This is a genomic window from Staphylococcus sp. FW104-15G4D (assembly GCF_058790135.1).
In genome coordinates this window covers 21550-45952 of record NZ_JBYTCH010000001.1, presented here as the reverse complement: position 1 = coordinate 45952, position 24403 = coordinate 21550, and the positions used below count along the sequence as shown (strand labels likewise).

18 protein-coding genes and 1 other annotated feature (1 of these 19 cut by a window edge) are annotated in these 24403 nt (G+C 35.4%); of the genes, 3 read left to right on the top strand and 15 right to left on the bottom strand.

Translation table 11 applies throughout. The annotated features are described in order from the left end of the window. Positions 1-15: 15 nt before the first annotated feature. Positions 16-1095: a branched-chain amino acid aminotransferase gene (locus AC3WQX_RS00205; protein ID WP_023350778.1), complete on the bottom strand. Its 1080-nt coding sequence runs from the start codon at positions 1093-1095 to the stop codon at positions 16-18. 282 nt (positions 1096-1377) lie between these two features. Next, on the bottom strand, positions 1378-2337 hold the full coding sequence (locus tag AC3WQX_RS00200) for an NAD-dependent epimerase/dehydratase family protein (protein WP_023350780.1): 960 nt from the start codon (positions 2335-2337) through the stop codon (positions 1378-1380). Positions 2338-2649: 312 nt separating this feature from the next. On the opposite strand from AC3WQX_RS00200, the gene AC3WQX_RS00195 reads away from it, so the two are divergent. Further along, entirely contained in the window at positions 2650-4350 is a 1701-nt protein-coding gene (locus AC3WQX_RS00195; protein ID WP_492739674.1) for a 5'-nucleotidase C-terminal domain-containing protein, read from the top strand. Positions 4351-4775: 425 nt separating this feature from the next. Next, a complete protein-coding gene (locus AC3WQX_RS00190; RefSeq protein ID WP_023350782.1) occupies positions 4776-4991 on the top strand; it encodes a hypothetical protein in 216 nt (71 codons plus the stop codon). A gap of 52 nt (positions 4992-5043) precedes the next feature. Here the strand turns inward: AC3WQX_RS00190 and AC3WQX_RS00185 are convergent, their stop codons facing one another. The 3 genes from AC3WQX_RS00185 to AC3WQX_RS00175 all read right to left on the bottom strand — a co-directional run bounded on the left by AC3WQX_RS00185 (position 5044) and on the right by AC3WQX_RS00175 (position 8476). Next, a complete protein-coding gene (locus AC3WQX_RS00185; RefSeq protein WP_023350783.1) occupies positions 5044-6000 on the bottom strand; it encodes an ornithine cyclodeaminase family protein in 957 nt (318 codons plus the stop codon). Between the two features lie 648 nt (positions 6001-6648). Further along, complete coding sequence (locus AC3WQX_RS00180) at positions 6649-7155, bottom strand: GNAT family N-acetyltransferase (RefSeq protein WP_023350786.1); 507 nt, start codon at positions 7153-7155, stop codon at positions 6649-6651. 133 nt (positions 7156-7288) lie between these two features. Next, positions 7289-8476, bottom strand: coding sequence for a glycine C-acetyltransferase (locus AC3WQX_RS00175; protein ID WP_023350787.1), 1188 nt, complete (start codon positions 8474-8476; stop codon positions 7289-7291). Between the two features lie 185 nt (positions 8477-8661). On the opposite strand from AC3WQX_RS00175, the gene AC3WQX_RS00170 reads away from it, so the two are divergent. Further along, the gene (locus tag AC3WQX_RS00170) at positions 8662-9828 is read left to right on the top strand and encodes a M20 family metallopeptidase (protein WP_002452482.1); all 1167 of its coding nucleotides are present in this window, start codon (positions 8662-8664) and stop codon (positions 9826-9828) included. A gap of 215 nt (positions 9829-10043) precedes the next feature. On the opposite strand, the gene tuf is transcribed toward AC3WQX_RS00170, so the two are convergent. The 10 genes from tuf to rplJ all read right to left on the bottom strand — a co-directional run bounded on the left by tuf (position 10044) and on the right by rplJ (position 24342). Further along, positions 10044-11228 carry an elongation factor Tu gene (gene tuf / locus AC3WQX_RS00165; protein ID WP_002432994.1) on the bottom strand — a complete coding sequence of 395 codons (1185 nt, stop codon included), beginning with the start codon at positions 11226-11228 and terminating at the stop codon, positions 10044-10046. A 218-nt stretch (positions 11229-11446) separates the two neighbouring features. Further along, entirely contained in the window at positions 11447-13528 is a 2082-nt protein-coding gene (gene fusA, locus AC3WQX_RS00160) for an elongation factor G (RefSeq protein WP_023350788.1), read from the bottom strand. Between the two features lie 117 nt (positions 13529-13645). After that, entirely contained in the window at positions 13646-14116 is a 471-nt protein-coding gene (gene rpsG, locus AC3WQX_RS00155; RefSeq protein ID WP_001137495.1) for a 30S ribosomal protein S7, read from the bottom strand. Positions 14117-14186: 70 nt separating this feature from the next. Continuing rightward, on the bottom strand, positions 14187-14600 hold the full coding sequence (rpsL, locus tag AC3WQX_RS00150) for a 30S ribosomal protein S12 (protein ID WP_002433334.1): 414 nt from the start codon (positions 14598-14600) through the stop codon (positions 14187-14189). A gap of 90 nt (positions 14601-14690) precedes the next feature. Next, on the bottom strand, positions 14691-14951 hold the full coding sequence (locus tag AC3WQX_RS00145; protein WP_002433271.1) for a ribosomal L7Ae/L30e/S12e/Gadd45 family protein: 261 nt from the start codon (positions 14949-14951) through the stop codon (positions 14691-14693). 141 nt (positions 14952-15092) lie between these two features. Beyond that, the gene (rpoC, locus tag AC3WQX_RS00140; protein WP_492739921.1) at positions 15093-18689 is read right to left on the bottom strand and encodes a DNA-directed RNA polymerase subunit beta'; all 3597 of its coding nucleotides are present in this window, start codon (positions 18687-18689) and stop codon (positions 15093-15095) included. A 162-nt stretch (positions 18690-18851) separates the two neighbouring features. After that, entirely contained in the window at positions 18852-22403 is a 3552-nt protein-coding gene (rpoB, locus tag AC3WQX_RS00135; protein ID WP_492739671.1) for a DNA-directed RNA polymerase subunit beta, read from the bottom strand. 215 nt (positions 22404-22618) lie between these two features. Next, a complete protein-coding gene (locus AC3WQX_RS00130) occupies positions 22619-23227 on the bottom strand; it encodes a class I SAM-dependent methyltransferase (RefSeq protein ID WP_023350791.1) in 609 nt (202 codons plus the stop codon). Positions 23228-23433: 206 nt separating this feature from the next. Further along, a complete protein-coding gene (gene rplL, locus AC3WQX_RS00125; RefSeq protein ID WP_002433406.1) occupies positions 23434-23802 on the bottom strand; it encodes a 50S ribosomal protein L7/L12 in 369 nt (122 codons plus the stop codon). A gap of 39 nt (positions 23803-23841) precedes the next feature. Next, positions 23842-24342 (bottom strand): 50S ribosomal protein L10, encoded by a 501-nt coding sequence (gene rplJ, locus AC3WQX_RS00120; protein WP_002433246.1) that lies wholly within the window; start codon positions 24340-24342, stop codon positions 23842-23844. A 39-nt stretch (positions 24343-24381) separates the two neighbouring features. Next, positions 24382-24403: a sequence feature (ribosomal protein L10 leader region), on the bottom strand (it continues 125 nt past the right edge of the window).

Genomic DNA, 24403 nt, shown 5'->3' with positions numbered 1-24403 from the left:
CTTCTTATAAATGGATTATTTATACTCTGGCACTAATACTCTCCAACCATATTTATCTTCTAATTTACCGCTTTGAATACCAGTATATGTGTCATATAATTTTTGAGTGATTTCACCTGGCTCATTATTATTAATAACAATTTCTCTGTCTTCATAGCGTAACGTTCCAACTGGAGAAATAACCGCTGCAGTACCTGCACCAAATACTTCTGTAAGTTCACCTTTGTCGTATGCGTCGAATAATTCGTCAATTGAAACTTTTCTTTCTTCAACTTCGTAACCTAAGTCTTCAGCTAATTGAATAATTGATTTTCTAGTAATACCTGGTAAGATACTTCCATTTAATGCAGGTGTGACTATTTTTCCATTTTCAACGAAGAAGATATTCATACTTCCAACTTCTTCGACATATTTTTGTTCCACACCATCTAGCCATAATACTTGGTCATAACCTAATTTGTTAGCATTAGTTTGTGCAAGTAGACTAGCAGCATAGTTACCGGCAACTTTCGCAAATCCTACTCCTCCACGTACGGCACGAACATATTCGTCTTCAACATAAATTTTAGTAGTTTTTAACGTGTCTCCACCATAATACGCACCTGAAGGCGATAAAATGATTAATAACTTATATTGTTGAGATGCACGTACACCTAGAATACCTTCCGTAGCAAATACGAATGGACGAATATATAATGATTGCCCTTCACCCTCTGGTACCCAGTCACGTTCAACATCAATAAGTTGTTTTAATCCCTCTAATAATGCTTCTTCGTCAACTTCTGGCATTTCTAAACGCGCTAAAGAATTATTAATACGTTTAAAGTTTTGGTCTGGTCGGAATAATACCACTTCACCGTTGTGTTTATATGCTTTAAGCCCTTCAAATACCGCTTGACCATAATGTAAACCTTGTGCTGCTGGTGAAATTTCAAATGGTGCATAAGGTACAATCTTCATATCATGCCAACCTTTATCCGCATCATAATCCAAACTTAGCATATAGTCTGAAAAATATTGACCGAATCCTAATTTCGATGTGTCTGGTTTTTCTTTCAATGTATCTCGTTGTTCAAATTTTACCTTTTCTGACATGAATATAGCCTCCTAGTAATTTCTCCGAATTGAATAGTTACTCTAAATTATATCAATCGCATTTATACTATTCAATGAGTTTTCTAAATATTCAAAATAAATATACAAATGTAATTATGTACTCTTTATTAGTTAAACATTACCATATTAAACTTACAAGTTTAGTTATTTACGTATGTTATAGATACATTGGATTTAAAATATAAAAAACTCCTTTTAAAAGTTTTAATTTTAAAAGGAGTAAGTTTTAGCTAAACTACGTTATTAATTATATAAGATTTTCTATTTAGCAACCTTTTCTTTTTCTTCAATTGCTGCGAGCATCAACTTAGTCATTGAGGCTAAATCATATTTTGGATTAAATCCCCACTCACCACGTGAACAGCTCGTATCGATACTATCAGGCCATGTTGAAGCAATATTTTGACGTTCTGGATCAACATCATAGTCTAGTTCAAAATTAGGGTAGTACTCTTGAATGGCTTTTTTAACCATTTCAGGTTCTATACTCATTGCACTTAAATTATAACCATTACGCGTTTCTAATTTGGCACCATCTGCTTCCATTAATTTTATAATAGCGTCGATGGCATCATCCATATACATCATATCCATATATGTGTTCTTATCGATATAGCTTGTATAACGACCTTCTCTTACTGCTTTAAAATAAATTTCAACAGCGTAGTCAGTCGTGCCGCCACCTGGCTCCTTCACATGTGAAATAAGTCCTGGAAATCTTACGCTGCGAGTATCTACGCCAAACTTAACATAATAATACTGACACAGTAATTCGCCCGCAACTTTATTAACACCGTACATTGTAGTAGGTTGTTGGATTGTTACTTGTGGTGTATTTACTTTAGGCGTTGACGCGCCAAAAGCTCCAATAGAGCTTGGTGTAAAGAATTGTAGTTCATACGTACGTGCAGCTTCAAGAGCGTTCATTAATCCTCCCATATTTAAATCCCAAGCGAATAATGGATTCTTCTCAGCAGTTGCGGATAATAATGCTGCCATATGCATTAAAGTGTCTGCCCCAAAATCTTCGATAAGCTTATACATACACTCTCTGTCTTTAACATCTAAAATTTCAAATGGACCATTTTGAACTGGTGAATTTGCTTCAGGTTCTCTAATATCTGTAGCTAATACATTTTCTGTACCGTAAATTTCTCGACATTTCACTACTAACTCGGTTCCAATTTGGCCAAGTGCCCCTGTAATCATTATCTTTTTCATTACAAAATCTCCCCTTGTTTATTTCATAAGTGCGTTGTCCTTCTAGTATGTACATATTCTTAATTTACATCAATATTATATAATAAAAGCGCTTTCTTGTATATGCAGTAAACACATTATAGGGTTTAATAAGTAGTTTTTAATTTATGATTTTTGTATGAGCGCGTTAGTTGTATTTCTATTTGGTCATTAGACTATGACGTTTTATTAATTAAATTTAAATTCGAAGTAAATATTTTAAATAAAAGAATTATTTATTCTTTTTATATGCTAATATTGCAATGTATATAATTTTTCAAAAGGAGGAACTATATGAAAAAAATCATAATCACTATTATCACTTTATTTATAACCCTTGGTACGATACTAAACTTTAACCTCGTTAATGCTTCAGAACAACACACGCACTCAAATGACAATCAAAGTAAAACTGAACACACAATATTACATACTAATGATATTCATGGTCGCTTCGTAGAAGAAAAAGGACGTGTTATTGGCATGCCTAAATTAAAAGGTCTCAAAAATAAAGAAAAACCTGATTTAGTTTTAGACTCTGGGGATGCCTTTCAAGGATTGCCAGTTTCTAACCATTCAAAAGGTGAAGAAATGGCTAAAGCAATGAATAAAGTAGGCTATGACGCTATGACAATTGGTAATCATGAATTTGATTTTGGCTATAACCAATTATTAAAATTACAAAAACAGCTTCATTTTCCAATGATCTCATCAAATATTTATAAAAACGGGAAGCGCATTTTCAAACCTTCAACTATAATTAAACGTAATGGTGTGCGATACGGTTTAGTAGGTGTTACAACTCCCGAAACTAAAATTAAAACCTCTCCTGATGCTGTGAAAGATGTAGAATTTAAAGATCCATTGAGCAGTGTGAAAGGTGCTATTAAAGAAATGGATGGTAAAGCAGATGTATATGTTGTTTTATCTCATCTTGGCATCGATAAAAATACTAAAAAAGAATGGCGTGGAGATTATCTAATTGAACAATTATCCAAAGATAACTCAATAAAAAAACCAATCATAGTTTTAGATGGTCACTCACATTCTGTTATAAAACATGGCAAAAAGTATAATCATGGTATCTTAGCTCAAACAGGTACTGCTTTGAAAAATGTAGGCAAAATTAGTTTTCTTTTTAATCATCATAAAGTGTCAGATTTAAAAGCGAGTCTGATTAACGTCAAAGATACAAATAAAATAAAAGCTGATCCCTCAATAGAAAAACAAGTAAATAAAGCGAATAATGAATTTAAAAAAGAAACATCTAAAGTGATTATTCCTAATAATAAAGTTGAATTTAAAGGCGATAAAAATATAGCTCGTACTCAAGAAACGAATTTAGGAAATCTAATTACAGATGCGATGGAGGATTACGCAGCGAAAAACTTTAAACATAAGCCAGATTTCGCAGTGACTAATGGCGGTGGTATTCGCGCTTCCATCTCTAAAGGAAAAGTCACTCAAAACGATATTATTACAGTGCTGCCTTTCGGTAATTTAATTTCACAGATTAAAGTTAAAGGTACGAATGTGAAGGAAGCATTTGAACATAGTCTAGGTTCTCCTACTGAAACAAAAGATGGTAAGAAACAACTATCACCAAATGGCGGTTTCTTACAAGTTTCGAAATCAATACGTGTTTATTATGATATGAATCAAAAATCTGGCTCAAGAGTTCGAGATATTCAAGTTCGTAATCGTGAGACCGGAAAATTTGAAAAATTAAATCCTAATAAAACATATTATGTTGTTACCAATGATTTTACCGCTAACAAAGGTGATGGCTACGATATGTTTGGAGGACAACGTGAGGAAGGTATTTCGCTTGATGAAGTCGTAGGAAATTATATTCAAAAGCACAATTTAAATAAATATAATACTAATAATCCTGAAAGAATCATTAATGGAAAATTAGATTCAGTGAAAAAATCAACACATAAATCAGACAATGGTAAACAATCAAGCAATCATACTCACAAAAAGTCAGCCTAAATATACAAGAGACTCTGAGATAAAATAGTCATTCTCAGAGTCACTTTTTAATGATTAAACTCTATTTTATTAAGAAACATATATAGTTAATCAAACGCATAAAGATTATCTACTTACGGAAAATATTAAATAAGACAAAGTTGATTTTTAATTTAGTCCAAATTAAAAGATACACACGCTTATTGCGAATAATCAACATGATTAGAGTAAATCCCGGAAAGGGGTTCAAATTCTGAGACTATTAATCCACAAGATGGCATATAAAGGCGACAGTCATATTTCTTGGGAAATAATTCTCCATCCACTTATAGCAGTCTGCCGTTTGTGTGAGGTTACAGTGCCCTCCTACTACTTCAATTACGTTTGCAATTCATAAATGCAAACGTTATCATTAATTTAAGTTAAATATAATGTAGGTGATCGTAATGAATGGTGGTTTGAAAACGTATAAACAACGACAAGTAGGTTTGCTATCTAGCTTATTAATCTTTTTAGCATTTATCTTTCAAAATATTTATGTACTTGTAACTAAACATGAGTTAGTGCCTGAGATGCTAAGTACATTTAGCCTACTCATCTTTCTAATTTTAGCTACACTTTGTGTTAAACAGGTTATATATAATTATAGACATCGACCATGATAGAACTCATATAAAATCCCGCTAGTTAATTTTAGCGGGATTAATAATATGATTAATTATCACTTTCAAGTGCTTTTTTATAGAAATACTGAGCTACTACAATATCAACAATAGCTAGACCCACTGATTTAAATAAAGTTACCTCTTTTTCGTCCTCACGTCCTGCTTTCTTACCTGAGACGATATCACCTAACTCACCATATAGCATATTGTCAGTTAATATACCCTCTTCCTGAGGTACTTTTAAATCGCCTGTCTCTTCCATTGCCGCTTCGGTCGATTCAACAACAATCTTATTAGCGATCATCATAGACTCTGATGGTAATTCTTGCATATCTGGTTTGAAAGAACCTACTGCATTAAGATGGACGCCTGGATGTAACGTATGTGAATATACTGGTTCTGAAGCATTTGTAGCAGTAACAATAATATCCGCAGCCTCCATTGCTTCATCTGCTTGATCATACGTTTTGGTTTTAACTCCAAATTTTTGTTGAGTTGCTTCAGCAAGCTTTTCAGCTTTTTCCTTAGTTCTACTTGAAAAGTGAACTTCCTCAATATTTCTCACAGCCATGACAGCTTCTATGAGACCTTCAGCTTGTACTCCGGCACCAATGACAGTTAATACTTTAGCATCTTCACGAGATAAATATTTTGTAGCCACACCAGAAATCGCGCCTGTTCTAATTTTAGTTAAATAACCACCATCTAGTACTGCTAGTGTTTCTCCTGTTTCATAATCGCTTAGTATTACTGAGCCTGTAATTGTTGCTTTATCTTTTTTAGGATTATCAGGAGCAAATGAAACGGTTTTTAATCCAACAATTTTTAATTCATCTGATAATGCTGGCATCACTAAGTATCGATTGTGTTTATTAAATGGCAACACATGTCGCAATGGGGTTTCAGTTTTACCTTCTGAAAATGCTTTTAGCGCTTGTCCAACCTCTTCAATAACTTCATTCATATTTAATAACTCTGATTGAGTTTGTTCATCTAAATATCGCATTTTAAACTCTCCTTTATACCATGACGCTTTTAAATAACATTCCCTTAGAATTTAATATCTAACATAATTGAAGGATTAAAATAGTATTGCTAAAAGTATCGACGTGAGTACCACTAAATTAAATAAATTGATAAAAATACTCATATTGAGCGTATCCTTAATATCGTCTTGAGTTCTTGATATAAAACTAAATATCAATGAAATAATAAGTAAAAAAATGCTAAATAAAGCAAAAAATGAGACTATATCTGGTCCTACTTCACTCATACGATTTAAAGATAGGCTAATCCAAGTGATTAAAATAATATAATTAAATAGGTTTATTCCATATATTACATACTTCATTAATACCACCCGATTATTTAAATATATTTTTTTCTATCGTTTCAAATTTGAATTATAATTTACATTGTTACTTTCACTCATATAATAATACACTCTGATTAAAATAATAAGTAATCCGATAAATGAAGCTAAAATGTCGGATTTATTAAATTTTTGTTGTGACAATGTAAATTCCGTGCTATTCTATTATTTATAAATAAAAGGCAATGTGCATTAACACATTACCTTGCGATTTTGCTTCTTTTTAGCAAAACTATTTAATTAACTTTTGACAACTATCACCCTTCTTTTGAAGGGTGATTTTTATTTATTCAAAATTTGATATCGATTAACAACTTTCCCATTCTTTTTAATATAGGGTTCGATTTCATAACCACCATGTTTTTTTATGACATTTTGAGATGCGTAATTGAATGGATTTGTAGTCATAAGAATTGTTTCAACATTTCGTATTTTTAAGTAGTCAAGGGCTTGTCCTAATAAGGTTGAGGCATATCCTTTACCTCTATATGATCGAGCTACGCCATACCCAATATGACCCCCAATGTTTCTTAATCGATGATTGAGTTCGTGTCTAATATCCACCGCGCCCACAATATTTCCATCAACAAAATAAAATAATGTTGTGGTGGGAACCCAATCTTTACTTGGTCTTTCTTGATTAAGATAATCAACCATATCTTTGAAGGACTGATATTCTTTTAAATTCGTATTTCCTGGTACAACTTTTTCATTATTGTCATACCATTCTTGAATATAAACGTTAAATGATTCTTCATCTTTATACGTAAGTTGTCTTAATTCTTCCACTCCGTTATACCTCTTCTCATCCATTCATTTCACTATTATTGTAAAATGAATAAACCACTATATTAAAGTATTTTAAATCAGAAAAATTAAAGGCACTCACTCTCTAAGAGACAAGTGCCTTAAGAATAACAATCTATATAATATTTAATTCTTTTCCAACCTTCTCATAAGCATTAAGGGCTTTATCTAACATATCTTTAGTATGAGCAGCTGTAGGCATATTTCTTACACGACCGGTACCTCTAGGAACTGTTGGGAATACTATTGACTTAACATAGATTCCTTCTTCTTTAAGACGTTTACTAAACTCTTGCGTATCTTTTTCATCTCCAATAATGACTGGAGTAATTGGTGTTTCAGATTCCCCAGTATTAAAACCTAATTTAGAGAGTCCATCTTTTAAATATTGTGCGTTCTCCCATAATTGATCATGTAATTCTGTAGATGACATTAATTTTTTAACAGCTTCAGTAATAGCCTTAGTATCTCCAGGTGCTAATGAAGTTGAGAATAAGAACGGTCTTGATTGTGCTTTTAACCAATCAATTAATTGTTTAGAGCCTGCTACATAACCACCTACAACACCAATGGCTTTAGATAATGTGCCAATTTGGAAGTCAATTTTATCTTGTAAACCGAAATGTTTAACTGTACCTGCACCTTTACCCATAACACCTGAACCATGAGCGTCATCAACATAAGTTAATAAACCAAATTCTTCGGCAATTTTTACAATTTCTGGTAGCTTAGCAACATCCCCATCCATACTAAATACACCATCAGTAATATACATTACTTTATTGTATTGTCCAGACTCAACAGCTTCTTTAGCTTTTGTACGTAAATCCTCCATATCTGAATGATTTACTCGAATAATTTTAGCTTTAGATAAGCGACAACCATCAATAATAGAGGCATGGTTTAATTCGTCAGATAAAATAGCATCATTTTTATTCATAACAGCTGATATAGCAGCCATATTACAATTAAACCCTGATTGATATGCAATAGCTGCTTCAGTACCTTTAAACTGTGCAAGTGTATCTTCTAACTCATCATGTAAGTCCAATGTACCATTAATTGAGCGTACTGCACCTGCACCCACTCCGTGTGAATCAATTGCTTTTTTAGCTGCTTCTTTTAAATCTTCATTCGTAGCAAGTCCTAAGTAGTTATTTGATGATAAATTGACGTAGTTTTTACCATTAATTTTGATTTCAGGACCATTTGCTCCCTCAATTGAGTCAATTTCGTTATATAAGCCATTGTCTTTTAAATATTGTATATTTTCATCTAAAAACTCATTTAGTGATTGAACCACAATTAAATCCCCCTTGTGTTGTCTATTTTCTTTAATCATACCTTAATTTTCAGAATCATGAAAGCCTTATCATTTATAGGTGTTATCACATTGTTTTATTGAAAAATAATTAATATGAAAGCCTACTTTAGCTTAATCAATAATGATATACTAATTACGATAATAAGAAGGAAGAAGTGATAAATGTGTTTGATTGGTTCCAATTGGCTAGCAAAAAAGAGAAAAGAATGGTACAACTACGACGATATTTGCATCAATATCCCGAACTCTCTTTTGAGGAAAAGCGTACGCATGACTTTATCGTGAATCAATTAAGCCAGTTGTCATGTGATATTGTTACTCCAGTTGGCCGTAATGGTATCAAAGCTACATTTAAAGGTAGTGAAAACGGCCCAACTATAGCATTTCGTGCAGACTTTGATGCCCTACCTGTTCAAGAATTAAACGACGTCCCATACCGTTCTAAAAACGAGGGCTGTATGCATGCATGTGGTCATGATGGTCACACGGCAATATTACTTGGAGTTGCTGAAATAGTAAATGAACACCGCCATTTATTAAAAGGAAACGTTGTATTCATCTTCCAATATGGGGAAGAAATTATGCCTGGTGGCTCTCAGGAAATGATTGATGATGGCTGTCTTCAAGATGTTGATAAAATCTATGGTACACATTTGTGGAGTGGTTATCCTTCAGGTACTATTTACTCTAGACCTGGTGCGATCATGGCATCACCTGATGAGTTTAGTATCACGATCAAAGGTAGCGGTGGACATGGGGCTAAACCCCATGAAACCATTGATCCTATAGTCATTATGGCTGAATTTATTTTAAGTGCACAAAAGATTGTCTCTAGGACGATAGACCCAGTTAAAGAAGCTGTTGTGACATTTGGGATGGTACAAGCTGGATCAACAGATAGTGTTATTCCGGATACCGCCTTTTGTAAAGGAACTGTTCGTACATTTGACACCGAGCTACAAAACCATATTAAGAATAAAATGGATAAACTATTACAGGGCTTAGCTGTTGCTAATGATATTACTTATGACATGAATTATATTAAAGGCTATTTACCTGTACACAATCATCCGCAATCTTATGAGGTTGTTAAACAAGCAGCGAATGATTTACATTTAAGATTTAATGAATCAGATTTGATGATGATTGGCGAAGATTTTTCACATTATCTTAAAGTACGTCCAGGTGCCTTTTTCTTAACAGGTTGTGGTAATGAGGATAAAGGTATAACCGCGCCACATCATAATCCATACTTTGATATAGATGAATCATCTTTTAAATATGCTGCAAGCGAATTTCTTAAAATACTAGAAATTGAACATGTATTTTAACGATTTATAATATATAGAGCGTGTTCTACCTTACTTTTAAATAAGTAAGATAGAACACGCTTTTTGTGTGAGAAAAAATTAAAAATTTAATACTAAGTTGACTTACTCTCAGCTAAACGAGCTTTTCTGAATAAAAAAATAGGAAATATATGTAAAAATTGGAATAAAAAAAGACTCCCAAACTGGGAGTCCTTAGAAATAATGAATAATAAATATTATTCGAAGATTTCAGTTACAACGCCTGATCCAACAGTACGTCCACCTTCACGGATTGAGAAACGAGTACCGTCTTCAATAGCGATAGGAGCGATTAATTCAACTGTCATTTCAACGTTGTCGCCAGGCATAACCATTTCAGTACCTTCTGGTAAGTTAACAACACCAGTTACGTCAGTAGTACGGAAATAGAATTGTGGGCGGTAGTTACTGAAGAATGGAGTGTGACGTCCACCTTCGTCTTTAGATAAAACGTAAACTTCCGCTTTGAATTTAGTGTGTGGTGTGATTGAACCAGGAGCAGCTAATACTTGACCACGTTGTACGTCTTCACGAGCAACACCACGTAATAAAGCACCGATGTTGTCACCAGCTTCAGCGTAGTCTAATAATTTACGGAACATTTCTACACCAGTAACAGTTGTTTTAGAAGTTTCGTGGATACCGATGATTTCAACTTCTTCACCAACTTTGATTTGACCACGTTCAACACGGCCTGTAGCAACAGTACCACGACCAGTGATTGAGAATACGTCCTCAACTGGCATCATGAATGGTTTGTCAGAATCACGTTCTGGAGTTGGAATGTAATCATCAACTGCTTGCATTAATTCTAAGATTTTTTCTTCGTATTGAGCATCGCCTTCTAAAGCTTTTAATGCTGAACCAGCGATTACAGGTACATCATCACCTGGGAAGTCATATTCGCTTAATAAGTCACGAACTTCCATTTCAACTAATTCTAATAATTCTTCGTCGTCTACCATGTCAACTTTGTTTAAGAATACAACTAATGCTGGTACACCAACGTTACGTGATAATAAGATGTGTTCACGAGTTTGTGGCATTGGACCGTCAGCAGCAGATACTACTAAGATACCGCCGTCCATTTGAGCAGCACCAGTGATCATGTTTTTAACATAGTCAGCGTGTCCTGGGCAGTCAACGTGAGCATAGTGACGTTTGTCAGTTTGATACTCGATGTGTGCAGTATTGATTGTAATACCACGTTCTTTTTCTTCTGGAGCGTTGTCAATCATGTCGTATGATTGTGCAACAGTGTCACCATTTTTAGCTAATACAGTTGCGATAGCAGCTGTTAAAGTTGTTTTACCATGGTCAACGTGACCGATAGTACCAATATTGGCATGTTCTTTTGAGCGATCAAATTTTTCTTTTGCCATTATTAAATCTCTCCTATTCTTAGTAAAAGTTATTTCAAATTTATCTCTCATGATAGTTTCTCACCATCATGAGAAGATAATTGATTGAGTTAAGCCTAAAAGAATTTATAATTCTTTTATAATGCATTTACCCTTAAAAATCAAATCATAAAAGTGATAGCTTAACAATAAGCTCAACCTGTATTTTAACCTAGCATGGCTAGTCTTAACAAGTTAAATTACTCACCTTTATTTTTCTTGATGATTTCATCAGCGATTGATTTAGGAACTTCTGCATAGTGGTCAAAGTACATAGTGTAAGTACCGCGACCTTGAGTGTTAGAACGTAATGAAGTTGCGTAACCAAACATTTCTGAAAGTGGTACAAAGGCATTTACAACTTGTGCATTACCACGAGGTTCCATACCATCTACACGTCCACGACGAGCAGTTACGTCACCCATGATATCGCCCATGTATTCTTCAGGCATTTCGATAGTTACTTTCATCATTGGTTCTAAGATAACTGGATCACATTTTTTAGCAGCTTCTTTAAGCGCTAATGATGCAGCAATTTTGAAGGCCATTTCAGATGAATCGACATCGTGGTAAGAACCATCAAATAAGTTTGCTTTAACATCGATTAATGGATAACCAGCTAAGACACCATTTTCCATAGCATCTTTAAGACCTTGTTCAACTGATGGAATGTATTCACGTGGAACTACACCACCAACGATAGAGTTTTCGAATTCGAAACCTCCACCTGTTTCGTTAGGTGTGAATTCGATATGAACATCACCGTATTGACCACGACCACCAGATTGACGAGAGAATTTACCTTGAACTTGTGCAGATTGCTTGAATGTTTCACGGTATGAAACCATAGGAGCACCTACATTACATTCAACGTTGAATTCTTTCTTCATACGGTCAACTAAGATGTCTAAGTGTAATTCACCCATACCACCGATGATAACTTGTCCAGTTTCTTCATCAGTATGTGCATGGAATGTTGGGTCTTCTTCTTGTAATTTAACTAAAGCTTGAGTCATTTTATCTTGGTCAGCTTTAGATTTTGGTTCAACAGATAAGTGGATAACTGGCTCTGGGAATTCCATTGATTCCAAGATAATGTCGTTTTTCTCACCACATAAAGTATCACCAGTACCTGTTTCTTTAAGACCTACCGCAGCAGCGATATCGCCTGAGTAAACAGTATCGATTTCTTGACGTGAGTTTGCGTGCATTTGTAATAAACGACCTACACGTTCACGTTTATCTTTAGTAGAGTTCTTCACGTATGAACCTGAAGTTAATGTACCTGAGTACACACGGAAGAATGTTAATTTACCAACATAAGGGTCAGTCATAACTTTGAATGCTAATGCAGCGAATTCAGCTGAATCGTCTGGTTTAGCAACAACTTCTTCTTCAGGGTCATTAGCACGGTGACCAATGATTGGTTTAACGTCTAATGGTGAAGGTAAGTAGTCAATTACTGCATTAAGCATTAATTGAACACCTTTGTTTTTGAATGCTGTACCACAAAGTACTGGGTAAAATTCTACGTCAGTAGTTGCTTTACGGATAGCAGCTTTTAATTCATCGATAGAAATTTCTTCGTCACCAAGATATTTCTCCATTAATTCGTCGTTGCTTTCTGCAACAGCTTCGATTAATTGAGCACGAGCTTCTTCAGCTCTTTCTTTGTGATCGTCAGGAATTTCAATTTCATCGATTTCTGTACCTAAATCGTTAGTATATCTAAAGCATTTCATTTCAACTAAGTCAATGATTGCTTCGAATTCATCTTCGGCACCAATTGGTAATTGGATAGGTGCAGCATTTGCTTGTAAACGATCATGTAAAGTGCTTACTGAATATTCGAAGTTAGCACCTAATTTATCCATTTTGTTTACGAATACGATACGTGGTACGCCATAAGTAGTTGCTTGACGCCAAACTGTTTCAGTTTGAGGTTCTACACCTGATTGAGCATCAAGTACAGTAACCGCACCGTCAAGTACACGTAATGAACGTTCAACTTCAACAGTGAAGTCTACGTGTCCAGGTGTATCGATAATGTTGACACGGTGGCCATCCCATTGTGCTGTTGTTGCAGCAGATGTGATTGTGATACCACGGTCTTGTTCTTGTTCCATCCAGTCCATTTGTGAAGCACCTTCGTGTGTTTCACCAATTTTGTGGATACGACCTGTGTAATAAAGAATACGTTCAGTCGTAGTAGTCTTACCAGCATCAATGTGAGCCATGATACCGATGTTACGAGTATTTTTCAAAGAAAAGTCTCTTGCCATGTGTTTTTCTCCTTCCAGTATTTACTGAATAAGTACTATAGATATGGCGATGCCCTAAGCATGAGCCATTATTGGTAAACCTTATAACGGAACACACTCAGGGTAAAAGCTTTCATCTTACCAACGGTAGTGAGCAAATGCTTTGTTTGCTTCAGCCATTTTGTGAGTGTCCTCACGTTTTTTGACTGCACCACCTGTATTATTTGCAGCGTCTAAGATTTCGTTAGCTAAACGATCTTCCATAGTTTTCTCACCACGAAGACGAGCGTAGTTTACTAACCAACGTAATCCTAAAGTAGTACGACGTTCTGGGCGTACCTCAACTGGTACTTGGTAGTTAGAACCACCCACACGACGAGCTTTAACTTCTAATACTGGCATAATGTTATTGATTGCTTCTTCGAATACTTCTAATGCATCACGACCACTACGTTGTTCAACTAAGTCGAATGCAGAATAAAGAATTCTTTGAGCTGTTCCGCGTTTACCGTCTAACATAATTTTGTTAATTAATTTAGTAACTAACTTAGAGTTATGAATTGGATCCGGTAATACGTCTCTTTTTGGTACTGATCCTTTACGAGGCATAATGTAAATCCTCCCTTCCTATTATAGTATAATCTTTAAAAATGTATTTAAAATTTACGTAATCTTAAACTTAATTTTTAGGTTTTTTAGTTCCGTATAATGAACGGCCTTGTCTACGTCCATCAACACCTGAAGTATCAAGTGCACCACGTACAATATGATAACGCACACCAGGTAAGTCTTTAACACGTCCACCACGTACAAGTACTACACTGTGTTCTTGTAAGTTGTGTCCGATACCAGGGATGTATGCGTTGATTTCAATGTTATTTGATAAACGCACACGTGCATATTTACGTAACGCTGAGTTAGGTTTTTTAGGTGTCATAGTACCTACACGAGTACAAACACCACGTTTTTGAGGTGAGTTTAAGTTAGTAAATTGTTTCTTTTTACTATTGAAACCTCTGTTTAAAGCTGGTGAATCTGATTTCTTAGTTTTGCTTTTTCTTGGTTTACGTACTAATTGGTTAATAGTTGGCATTGAATGTGTCCTCCTCTCTTCATTTTTTAATCCCACACATCCAGGTGGTTCATTTTAAGGTTAAATAAAATTTAGTAAGCATCATACTTACTAATTCTCATTCAATAACGCAACAATAGTTGCATTAACATTGATACCTACATATTCTCCTAAAGCCCGCTGGCTAGAAAAAAATGTCACTGGTATATTTTCTTGATTGATATAGCTTAACACGCGAGTTAATAAATGAACTTCAACGTCTTTAGCAATAATCAATGATGCAACTTGATCTTTCTTTAACGCTTTAAGCGTTTCTTTAAGACCAACTACATAGTGTTGTTTGTTAAAGCGTGCAACTTTTTCATTAGACATGTACATATCCTCCAAAGTTCTGCTTGCATCAACCTTTAATATATTAACATTTTTAATACACATAGTCAACAATAACTCTAAGCTTTTAAAAATAAATATATAAGAGAGTGAGGTATTAACTCCTCACTCTCAAGTTAAAATTTATTCAGTAATCTCAACATCTTCAGTTACATCTGCTACAGGAGCTGATGTTTTATCATATTGAACATCACTGTAACGTCTCATACCAGTACCTGCTGGGATTAGCTTACCGATAATAACGTTTTCTTTAAGTCCAAGTAAGTCATCGCGTTTACCTTTAATTGCTGCATCTGTAAGAACGCGTGTTGTTTCTTGGAATGACGCAGCTGATAAGAAGCTTTCAGTTTCAAGAGAAGCTTTTGTAATACCAAGCAATACTGGTTTAGCAGTTGCTGGACGTTTACGGTGTTTAAAGGCTTCTCTGTTAGCATCCGTAAAGCTGTGAATGTCCACAAGAGAACCTGGTAATAATTTAGTGTCACCAGCTTCAATGATACGAACTTTACGTAACATTTGTCTAACCATAACTTCAACGTGTTTATCGTCGATTTCAACACCTTGCATACGGTAAACTTTTTGAACTTCTTTTAATAGGTAACTTTCAGTGGCATTAAGTCCTGCTACTGCTAAGTAGTTTTTAGGCTCAATTGAACCTTCAGTAAGAACTTCACCACGTGCCACTGATTGACCAACTTCAACTTTAAGTCTTGAAGTACCTGAAGCTAAATATGATCTAGTTTCGTTAGCACCTTTAACAACAATTTCTTGTTGGCGATCTTTAGCTAATTTAATGTCTTCTACTACACCTTCGATTTCAGTAATAACCGCTTGTCCTTTAGGGTTACGTGCTTCAAAGATTTCTTGGATACGTGGAAGACCTTGAGTGATATCGCTTCCTGCTACCCCACCAGTGTGGAATGTACGCATTGTAAGCTGTGTACCTGGCTCACCGATTGATTGAGCGGCAATCGTACCAACTGCTTCACCGACTTCAACTTTTTCACCTGTAGCAAGGTTTTTACCGTAACATTTTTCACAAACACCGTGACGAGTGTTACAAGTAAACGCTGAGCGGATGTACATTTGTTCAATACCAGCATCAGTAATTTTCTTAGCGATATCTGCAGTAATTAATTCGTCTGGACGAATGATTACTTCATCAGTTTCAGGATGACGAATTGTTTCTTTAGAATAACGACCTTCGATACGTTCAATAAATGGTTCAATCATTTCTGTACCTTCTTTGATATCAGAAACTAATAAACCACGGTCAGTGCCACAGTCCTCTTCACGTACAATAACATCTTGCGCAACGTCAACAAGACGACGAGTAAGGTAACCAGAGTCAGCTGTTTTAAGAGCTGTATCGGCAAGACCTTTACGAGCACCGTGAGTTGAGATGAAGTATTCTAATACTGTTAAACCTTCACGGAATGAAGATGTGATTGGCAATTCGATAATTTTACCTGATGGTGCAGCCATTAATCCACGCATACCTGCTAATTGCGTGAAGTTAGATGCGTTACCACGGGCACCAGAATCACTCATCATGAAAATAGGGTTTGTTTTCTCAAGAGATTGCATTAATTCGCCTTGAATTTGATCTTTTGCGTCAGTCCAAATTTCAACAACAGCGTTATAACGTTCATCTTCAGTGATTAAACCACGATTATATTGTTTAGTTACACGTTCAACTAATTTTTCATGTTCATCTAAGATATCTTGTTTGTCTGGAAGTACCACGATGTCAGATACACCAACAGTAATACCAGCTTTAGATGAGAATTTGAAACCTAAGTCTTTCATTCTATCTAACATCATAGATGTGTCAGTAATACTAAATCTATTGAATACTTCAGCAATGATGTTTCCTAAGAATTTCTTATTGAATGGCTCAATAAGTTCTTCATTTTCAAAGTATTCTTTTAAGCCACCCTCACCTAATTGAGTCGGATCTATGAAGTATTTATCAGGCGTAGTATCTTCTAAATTTGCTTGACTAGGTTCATTAATATATGCAAATGAATCAGGAATGATTTCATTGAAAATAATTTTACCTACTGAAGTAACTAAGATTTTACTATTTTGAGCTTCTGTGAACGTTGGGTTGTTGAATGAGCTTGCATGTACGCCAATGCGAGTGTGTAAGTGTACATGACCGTTCGCATAAGCTTTTAATACTTCATTAGTGTCATTGAAAATCGCACCAGTATTAACAGCATCTTTACGTTCTAATGTTAAATAGTAGTTACCTAATACCATATCTTGAGATGGTGTAACAACTGGTTTACCATCTTTCGGATTAAGGATGTTTTGTGCCGCAAGCATTAACATACGTGCCTCAGCTTGTGCTTCTTTTGATAATGGTACGTGAACCGCCATTTGGTCACCGTCAAAGTCCGCATTGTAAGCTGTTGTTACAAGTGGGTGAAGACGGATTGCACGACCCTCAACTAATGTTGGTTCAAATGCTTGGATACCAAGTCTATGAAGCGTTGGTGCACGGTTAAGTAATACTGGGTGTTCAGTGATAACATCTTCTAATACATCCCAAACTTCATCATCCATGCGTTCGATCTTACTTTTCGCATTTTTGATATTTGTAGCAATTTCACGTTGAACTAATTCCTTCATAACGAATGGTTTAAATAGTTCAAGTGCCATTTCTTTAGGTAATCCACATTGATACATTTTTAAGCTTGGCCCAACGGCGATAACCGAACGACCTGAATAGTCAACACGTTTACCAAGTAAGTTTTGACGGAAACGACCTTGTTTACCTTTTAACATGTGTGAAAGTGATTTTAATGGACGGTTACCTGGTCCAGTAACTGGACGACCACGACGTCCGTTATCAATTAAAGCGTCTACTGCTTCTTGTAACATACGTTTTTCGTTTTGAACGATGATGCCAGGTGCACCTAAGTCTAATAAACGTTTCAAACGATTGTTACGGTTGATTACACGACGATATAAGTCGTTTAAATCACTTGTAGCAAAACGTCCACCGTCTAATTGAACCATTGGACGAATTTCAGGTGGGATGATTGGAAGTACATCTAAAATCATCCATGAAGGATTGTTTCCTGAATTTCTGAATGATTCAACCACTTCTAAACGTTTAATTGCACGAGTTAGTCTTTGACCAGTAGCAGACTCTAACTCATCACGTAATAGTTTTAGTTCTTCATCTAAATCAATTTCTTCTAATAGGTCTTTAATACCTTCAGCACCCATTTTAGCTACGAATTGATTAGGATATTTGTCATAATATTCTCTGAACTCTGCTTCAGATAATAATGTTTTCTTCTCTAATCCAGTAGGGCCTGGATCTACTACAACATAAGAAGCGAAGTAGATGACTTCTTCTAATGCTCTTGGAGACATGTCTAGCAATAGACCCATACGACTTGGAATTCCTTTGAAATACCAAATATGTGATACAGGTGCTGCTAATTCAATGTGTCCCATTCTTTCACGACGCACTTTTGATTTAGTTACTTCAACGCCACATCTGTCACATACCATACCTTTGTAGCGTACACGTTTGTACTTACCACAACTACATTCCCAGTCTTTCGTAGGTCCAAAAATTCTCTCACAGAAAAGACCATCTTTTTCTGGTTTTAAAGTACGATAGTTAATTGTTTCAGGTTTCTTAACTTCACCATAAGACCATGAACGAATTTTTTCAGGTGAAGCTAATCCTATTTTCATATAATGGAAATTATTTACATCAATCAAGGAGCCTACCTCCTTCAATTTAGATTAGCTGTGCTATTTGATTGATTTATCTTCATTGAAATCGAATACCTTAAAGAGGTTGAAATGATTCACATTTCATTACCTCTTTAAGAATCCTTTTATCTTAAGTGCTTTTTAATCAGTTGTTTCCTTTTGTGATTCAGGAGCATCTTTTTGTTGTAAATCTACTTTGCGTTCTGTTGCATCTTCATCATCAACGTCCGCCATTTCAATTTCGTTGTTTTGCTCATCCATCACTTTAACATCTAATCCTAAACTTTGTAGTTCTTTCATCAATACTCTGAATGATTCAGGAACACTTGGTCTAGAGATGTTTTCACCTTTAACGATAGATTCGTAAGTTTTTACACGACCTACAGTATCGTCAGATTTATAAGTTAAGATTTCTTGTAAAGTATATGCAGCACCATAAGCTTCAAGTGCCCATACCTCCATCTCACCAAAACGTTGACCACCGAATTGTGCTTTACCACCAAGTGGTTGTTGTGTAACAAGTGAGTATGGACCAGTTGAACGTGCGTGTAACTTGTCATCAACCATGTGAGCAAGTTTAAGCATATACATAACACCTACAGAAATACGGTTATCGAATGGTTCACCTGTACGTCCATCATATAATACAGTTTTACCATCGCGAGCCATGCCTGCTTCTTCGATAGTAGACCATACATCCTCATCGTTAGCACCATCAAATACTGGAGATGCAACGTGGATGCCTAGGTTTTTAGCAGCCATACCTAAGTGCAACTCAAGGACTTGTCCGATGTTCATACGTGATGGTACACCAAGTGGGTTTAACATGATATCAATTGGGCGTCCATCTGGTAAGTAAGGCATATCTTCTTCAGGAACGATTTTAGAAATAACACCTTTGTTACCGTGACGACCACACATTTTGTCCCCAACATGAATTTTACGTTTTTGAACGATATAAACTCTTACTAATTGGTTTACACCTGGAGATAATGTGTCGTCTCCTTCTTCACGATTAAACACTTTAACATCTAGTACAATACCACCTGCACCGTGTGGCACACGTAATGAAGTATCGCGAACTTCACGAGCTTTTTCGCCGAAAATTGCATGTAATAATCTTTCTTCAGCTGTTAACTCAGTTACACCTTTAGGCGTCACTTTACCAACTAAAATGTCGCCATCCTTAACTTCAGCACCTACATAGACGATACCTCTATCATCTAGGTTTTTAAGTGTACTTTCAGATACGTTAGGGATATCTCGAGTGATTTCTTCAGGTCCTAATTTAGTATCACGTGCTTCTGATTCATATTCCTCAATGTGAATAGAAGTGTAAACGTCATCTTTAACTAAACGTTCACTCATAATTACAGCATCCTCGTAGTTGTAACCGTCCCAAGTCATGAAACCAACAACTACATTTCGTCCTAATGCCATTTCACCTAATTCCATTGAAGGACCATCGGCAAGGATTTCATTATATTCAACCACGTCACCAACTGAAACAATTGGACGTTGGTTATAACAAGTACCTGTGTTAGAACGTTTGAATTTAGCTAATGGATAACGGTCTAATTCACCTTCGTGTTCAGTGCCATTTTCCTCAACTAAACGACGCACTAAAATTTCACTAGATTCAACGTGCTCAACACGACCTCTGTGTTTAGCAGTGATTGCAGCACCAGAGTCACGTGCAGCCACATGTTCCATACCAGTACCAACAAATGGTGCTTCAGTGTTCATCAATGGTACCGCTTGACGTTGCATGTTCGCACCCATTAATGCACGGTTAGAGTCATCGTTTTCTAAGAATGGAATACATGCTGTAGCTGCTGATACAACTTGTTTAGGTGATACGTCCATGTAATCCATTTTTTCTTTCGCCATAACTGTGTTATTACCACGGAAACGACAAACAACCTCGTCATCTAAGAAACGACCATTTTCGTCTAAACGTGAGTTGGCTTGGGCAACTACGTAGCTATCTTCTTCATCAGCAGTTAAGTAATCGATTTGATCTGTAATAGAGTTCGTATCTAAATCAACTTTACGATACGGTGTTTCGATGAAACCAAATTCATTTACTCGCGCATAACTAGATAATGAGTTAATTAAACCGATATTTGGACCCTCTGGTGTTTCAATTGGACACATACGACCATAGTGTGAGTAGTGAACGTCACGTACTTCCATTTGAGCACGTTCACGAGTTAAACCACCAGGTCCTAATGCTGATAGACGACGTTTGTGAGTCAACTCAGCTAATGGGTTAGCTTGGTCCATGAATTGTGATAATTGAGAACTACCAAAGAATTCTTTAATTGATGCAATAACTGGACGAATATTGATTAATTGTTGTGGTGTAATTGAATCAGTGTCTTGGATTGACATTCTTTCACGCACGACACGTTCCATTCTTGATAAACCGATACGGAATTGGTTTTGTAATAATTCACCAACTGAGCGTAAACGACGATTACCTAAGTGGTCGATATCATCTGTATAACCAATGCCATTTAATAAGTTAAAGAAGTAACTCATTGAAGCTATGATATCAGCTGGAGTTATACATTTAACTTCTGAGTCTGGTAATGCATTACCGATAACAGTAGTTGTACGACCTTCCTCGTCATTAGGTACGTATACTTTGATTGATTGAATTTCAACTGGTTCGTCAATAACGCTACCTTCAAGTTCAAAGACTTCGCTATTAGCGTTTGTTTCTAGAACTTCCATAATTTCATCAATCTTACGACGATCTAGTACTGTGCCTTCTTCAGCTACAATTTCGCCTGTTTCACTGTTAACAATAGGCTCTGCTAATTTTTGATTGAATAAACGATGTTTTAAGTGTAATTTCTTATTAGCTTTATAACGACCTACGCTTGCTAAATCGTAACGTTTAGGGTCAAAGAAACGTGAGTATAATAAGCTTTTAGCATTTTCTACTGTTGGTGGTTCGCCAGGACGTAAACGTTCATAAATTTCTAATAAAGCTTGTTCTGTGTTTTCAGTACCATCTTTTTCTAATGTATTACGTAAATATTCACTTTCTCCTAGTAAATCAATGATTTCTTGATCACTTGAAAAACCAAGTGCACGTAATAATACAGTTAATGGTAATTTACGAGTTCTATCGATACGAACGTACACTACATCTTTTGCGTCAGTTTCATATTCTAACCAAGCACCACGGTTAGGAATAATAGTTGCATCGTAGTTTTCACGTCCATTTTTATCAATCTTTTCATTGAAGTAAACGGATGGTGAACGTACCAATTGAGATACGATAACACGTTCAGCACCATTGATTACAAATGTACCTGTGTCTGTCATTAATGGGAAATCACCCATGAAGACTTCTTGTTCTTTAACTTCGCCTGTTTCTTTAATAATAAGACGTACTTTGACACGAAGAGGTGCAGCATAAGTAGCGTCACGATTTTTTGATTCTTCTAAATCGTATTTAGGTTCACCTAATCTATAATCTACAAATTCTAAAGATAGGTTACCTGTGAAATCTTCAATTGGAGAAATGTCTCTGAACATCTCTAATAAACCTTCTTTAAGGAACCAATCGTAAGATTTTGTTTGAATTTCTATTAAGTTTGGTAATTCTAATACTTCTGAAATTCTCGCGTAATTTCTACGTTTACGATGTCTTCCATATTGGACAACTTGACCTGCCAAACAGATTCACCCCTCAAAAATTGTGTGTTTTACTTATACATTGAAATAGGACACAATAAAGAATATAAAAGACAAAAAGAAAACGGCAACACTTATGATGACACCATTTTCAATTTATATTTATACTTAATTTATTTATCCTTTTACGTAAAAGTACACACTTATTGAACATAAATTTTTACATTTTATAACTATATCAGAATACGATTTTGAAATCAACCTTTTAAACTTTTCAAAATATAATATCCTTTACTCTTATTAACGACTTCTACATGGTTAAAGCATTCTTGCATTTTCTTCTTTGCAGATGGCATACCTTGTTTCTTTTGTATCACAACATAGAGTGCACCTTGATCTTTTAATTTGCCATAAGCCTCTTCAAAAATTCTATGCACTACATCTTTACCAGCTCTAATAGGTGGATTTGTCAGAATGTAATCAAATTGTTGATCACTTACACCTGACAAGCAGTCACTTTCTATTATTTCAGCATTTTCAATTTGATTTTTAGTTTTATTCATTCCAGTAAGAGCCAATGCTCTATTATTTACATCTAACATATATAATTGATGATGTGGTGAAACTTTAGCAATAGTTAATCCGATAGGCCCATATCCGCAACCAACATCGGCAATATATTTACTAGGTCCAGGCGGATGTTCCTTTAAAAATGTTTTAATTAACAAATCCGAACCATAATCTACTCTATCTTTTGAGAACACACCTGTGTCAGTCGTGAACTCTAAATGCACCTTATCAAAATGATATCTTATTTTCTTTTGATTGCTTTTCACTTCAGGATTTTCATCATAGTAGTGACTCATGTCCACACCTCAATTAAAATTTATTCGTATGCTTAAGCTAGTTAATCTATAATACTAAATATAATTACAAGGTAATTAAAAACCCCGTTATCGCAATAACGGGGTTTTAATTTCTCAAAGAATTCAGGTTGTATTTGACTCGACAAAACTTATAAAGTTGGTCGAACAAATCTCTTCAACCTAACTATTTAATTAGAGAGTAGAAACTATTTTAATTCTACAGTAGCTCCAACTTCTTCTAATTGTTCTTTAAGTTTTTCTGCATCTTCTTTAGGCATAGCTTCTTTAATTACTTTAGGAGCTCCGTCTACTAATTCTTTAGCATCTTTTAATCCTAAGCCAGTTGCTTCTTTAACTGCTTTAACAACTTTGATTTTTGAAGATCCAGCTGAAGTTAATTCAACATCAAATTCAGTTTTTTCAGCTGCTGCGTCGCCGCCACCAGCTGCACCTGCTGCTGCTACTGGAGCTGCTGCAGTTACACCAAATTCTTCTTCAATTGCTTTTACTAAATCGTTTAATTCTAATACTGACATTTCTTTAATTGCTTCAATGATTTGTTCTTGATTAGCCATTTTAAAATTCCTCCATTTAATTTAATTTTTTATGCGCGATTATTCAGCGCTTTCTTCTTTTTGTTCACCAACGGCTTTAACTGCATAAGCGAAGTTGCGTACTGGAGCTTGTAATACTGATAAAAGCATTGATACAAGACCATCGTGTGAAGGTAATGAACCAACAGTTTTAACTTCTTCAGCTGAGATTACGCTACCTTCCATAACGCCTGTTTTAACTTCTAAAGCTTCGTGTTCTTTAGCAAATCCTGCGATAACTTTCGCTGGAGCTACAACATCTTCAGTTGAAGTTGCGATAGCTGTAGGACCTGTTAAGAATTCATCTAAGCCTTCGATACCTGCTTGTTCAGCTGCACGACGAACCATAGTGTTTTTGTAAACTTTGTACTCAACACCTGCTTCACGTAATTGTGAACGTAATTCAGTAACTTCTGCTACTGTTAAACCACGGTAGTCAACGATAACTGTTGATACTGAATTTTTAAGTTGTTCAGCAATAGTATCTACTTGTTGTTTTTTTGCTTCAATGATAGCAGACATTCAGACACCTCCATTTAAATTTTTTCGGTGCTTTTTTTAATAGCAATAAAAAAAGCACTTT

What these genes read in the sequence shown, in the direction of transcription:
- AC3WQX_RS00190 (WP_023350782.1), top strand. Translation starts at nt 4,776, where the DNA reads ATGAATGGTGGTTTGAAAACGTATAAACAACGACAAGTAGGTTTGCTA.
- rplL (WP_002433406.1), bottom strand. Translation starts at nt 23,802, where the DNA reads ATGGCTAATCAAGAACAAATCATTGAAGCAATTAAAGAAATGTCAGTA.
- AC3WQX_RS00130 (WP_023350791.1), bottom strand. Translation starts at nt 23,227, where the DNA reads ATGAGTCACTACTATGATGAAAATCCTGAAGTGAAAAGCAATCAAAAG.
- tuf (WP_002432994.1), bottom strand. Translation starts at nt 11,228, where the DNA reads ATGGCAAAAGAAAAATTTGATCGCTCAAAAGAACATGCCAATATTGGT.
- AC3WQX_RS00145 (WP_002433271.1), bottom strand. Translation starts at nt 14,951, where the DNA reads ATGTCTAATGAAAAAGTTGCACGCTTTAACAAACAACACTATGTAGTT.
- AC3WQX_RS00195 (WP_492739674.1), top strand. Translation starts at nt 2,650, where the DNA reads ATGAAAAAAATCATAATCACTATTATCACTTTATTTATAACCCTTGGT.
- rpsL (WP_002433334.1), bottom strand. Translation starts at nt 14,600, where the DNA reads ATGCCAACTATTAACCAATTAGTACGTAAACCAAGAAAAAGCAAAACT.
- AC3WQX_RS00205 (WP_023350778.1), bottom strand. Translation starts at nt 1,095, where the DNA reads ATGTCAGAAAAGGTAAAATTTGAACAACGAGATACATTGAAAGAAAAA.
- rpsG (WP_001137495.1), bottom strand. Translation starts at nt 14,116, where the DNA reads ATGCCTCGTAAAGGATCAGTACCAAAAAGAGACGTATTACCGGATCCA.
- rplJ (WP_002433246.1), bottom strand. Translation starts at nt 24,342, where the DNA reads ATGTCTGCTATCATTGAAGCAAAAAAACAACAAGTAGATACTATTGCT.
- fusA (WP_023350788.1), bottom strand. Translation starts at nt 13,528, where the DNA reads ATGGCAAGAGACTTTTCTTTGAAAAATACTCGTAACATCGGTATCATG.
- AC3WQX_RS00200 (WP_023350780.1), bottom strand. Translation starts at nt 2,337, where the DNA reads ATGAAAAAGATAATGATTACAGGGGCACTTGGCCAAATTGGAACCGAG.
- AC3WQX_RS00185 (WP_023350783.1), bottom strand. Translation starts at nt 6,000, where the DNA reads ATGCGATATTTAGATGAACAAACTCAATCAGAGTTATTAAATATGAAT.
- rpoC (WP_492739921.1), bottom strand. Translation starts at nt 18,689, where the DNA reads ATGAAAATAGGATTAGCTTCACCTGAAAAAATTCGTTCATGGTCTTAT.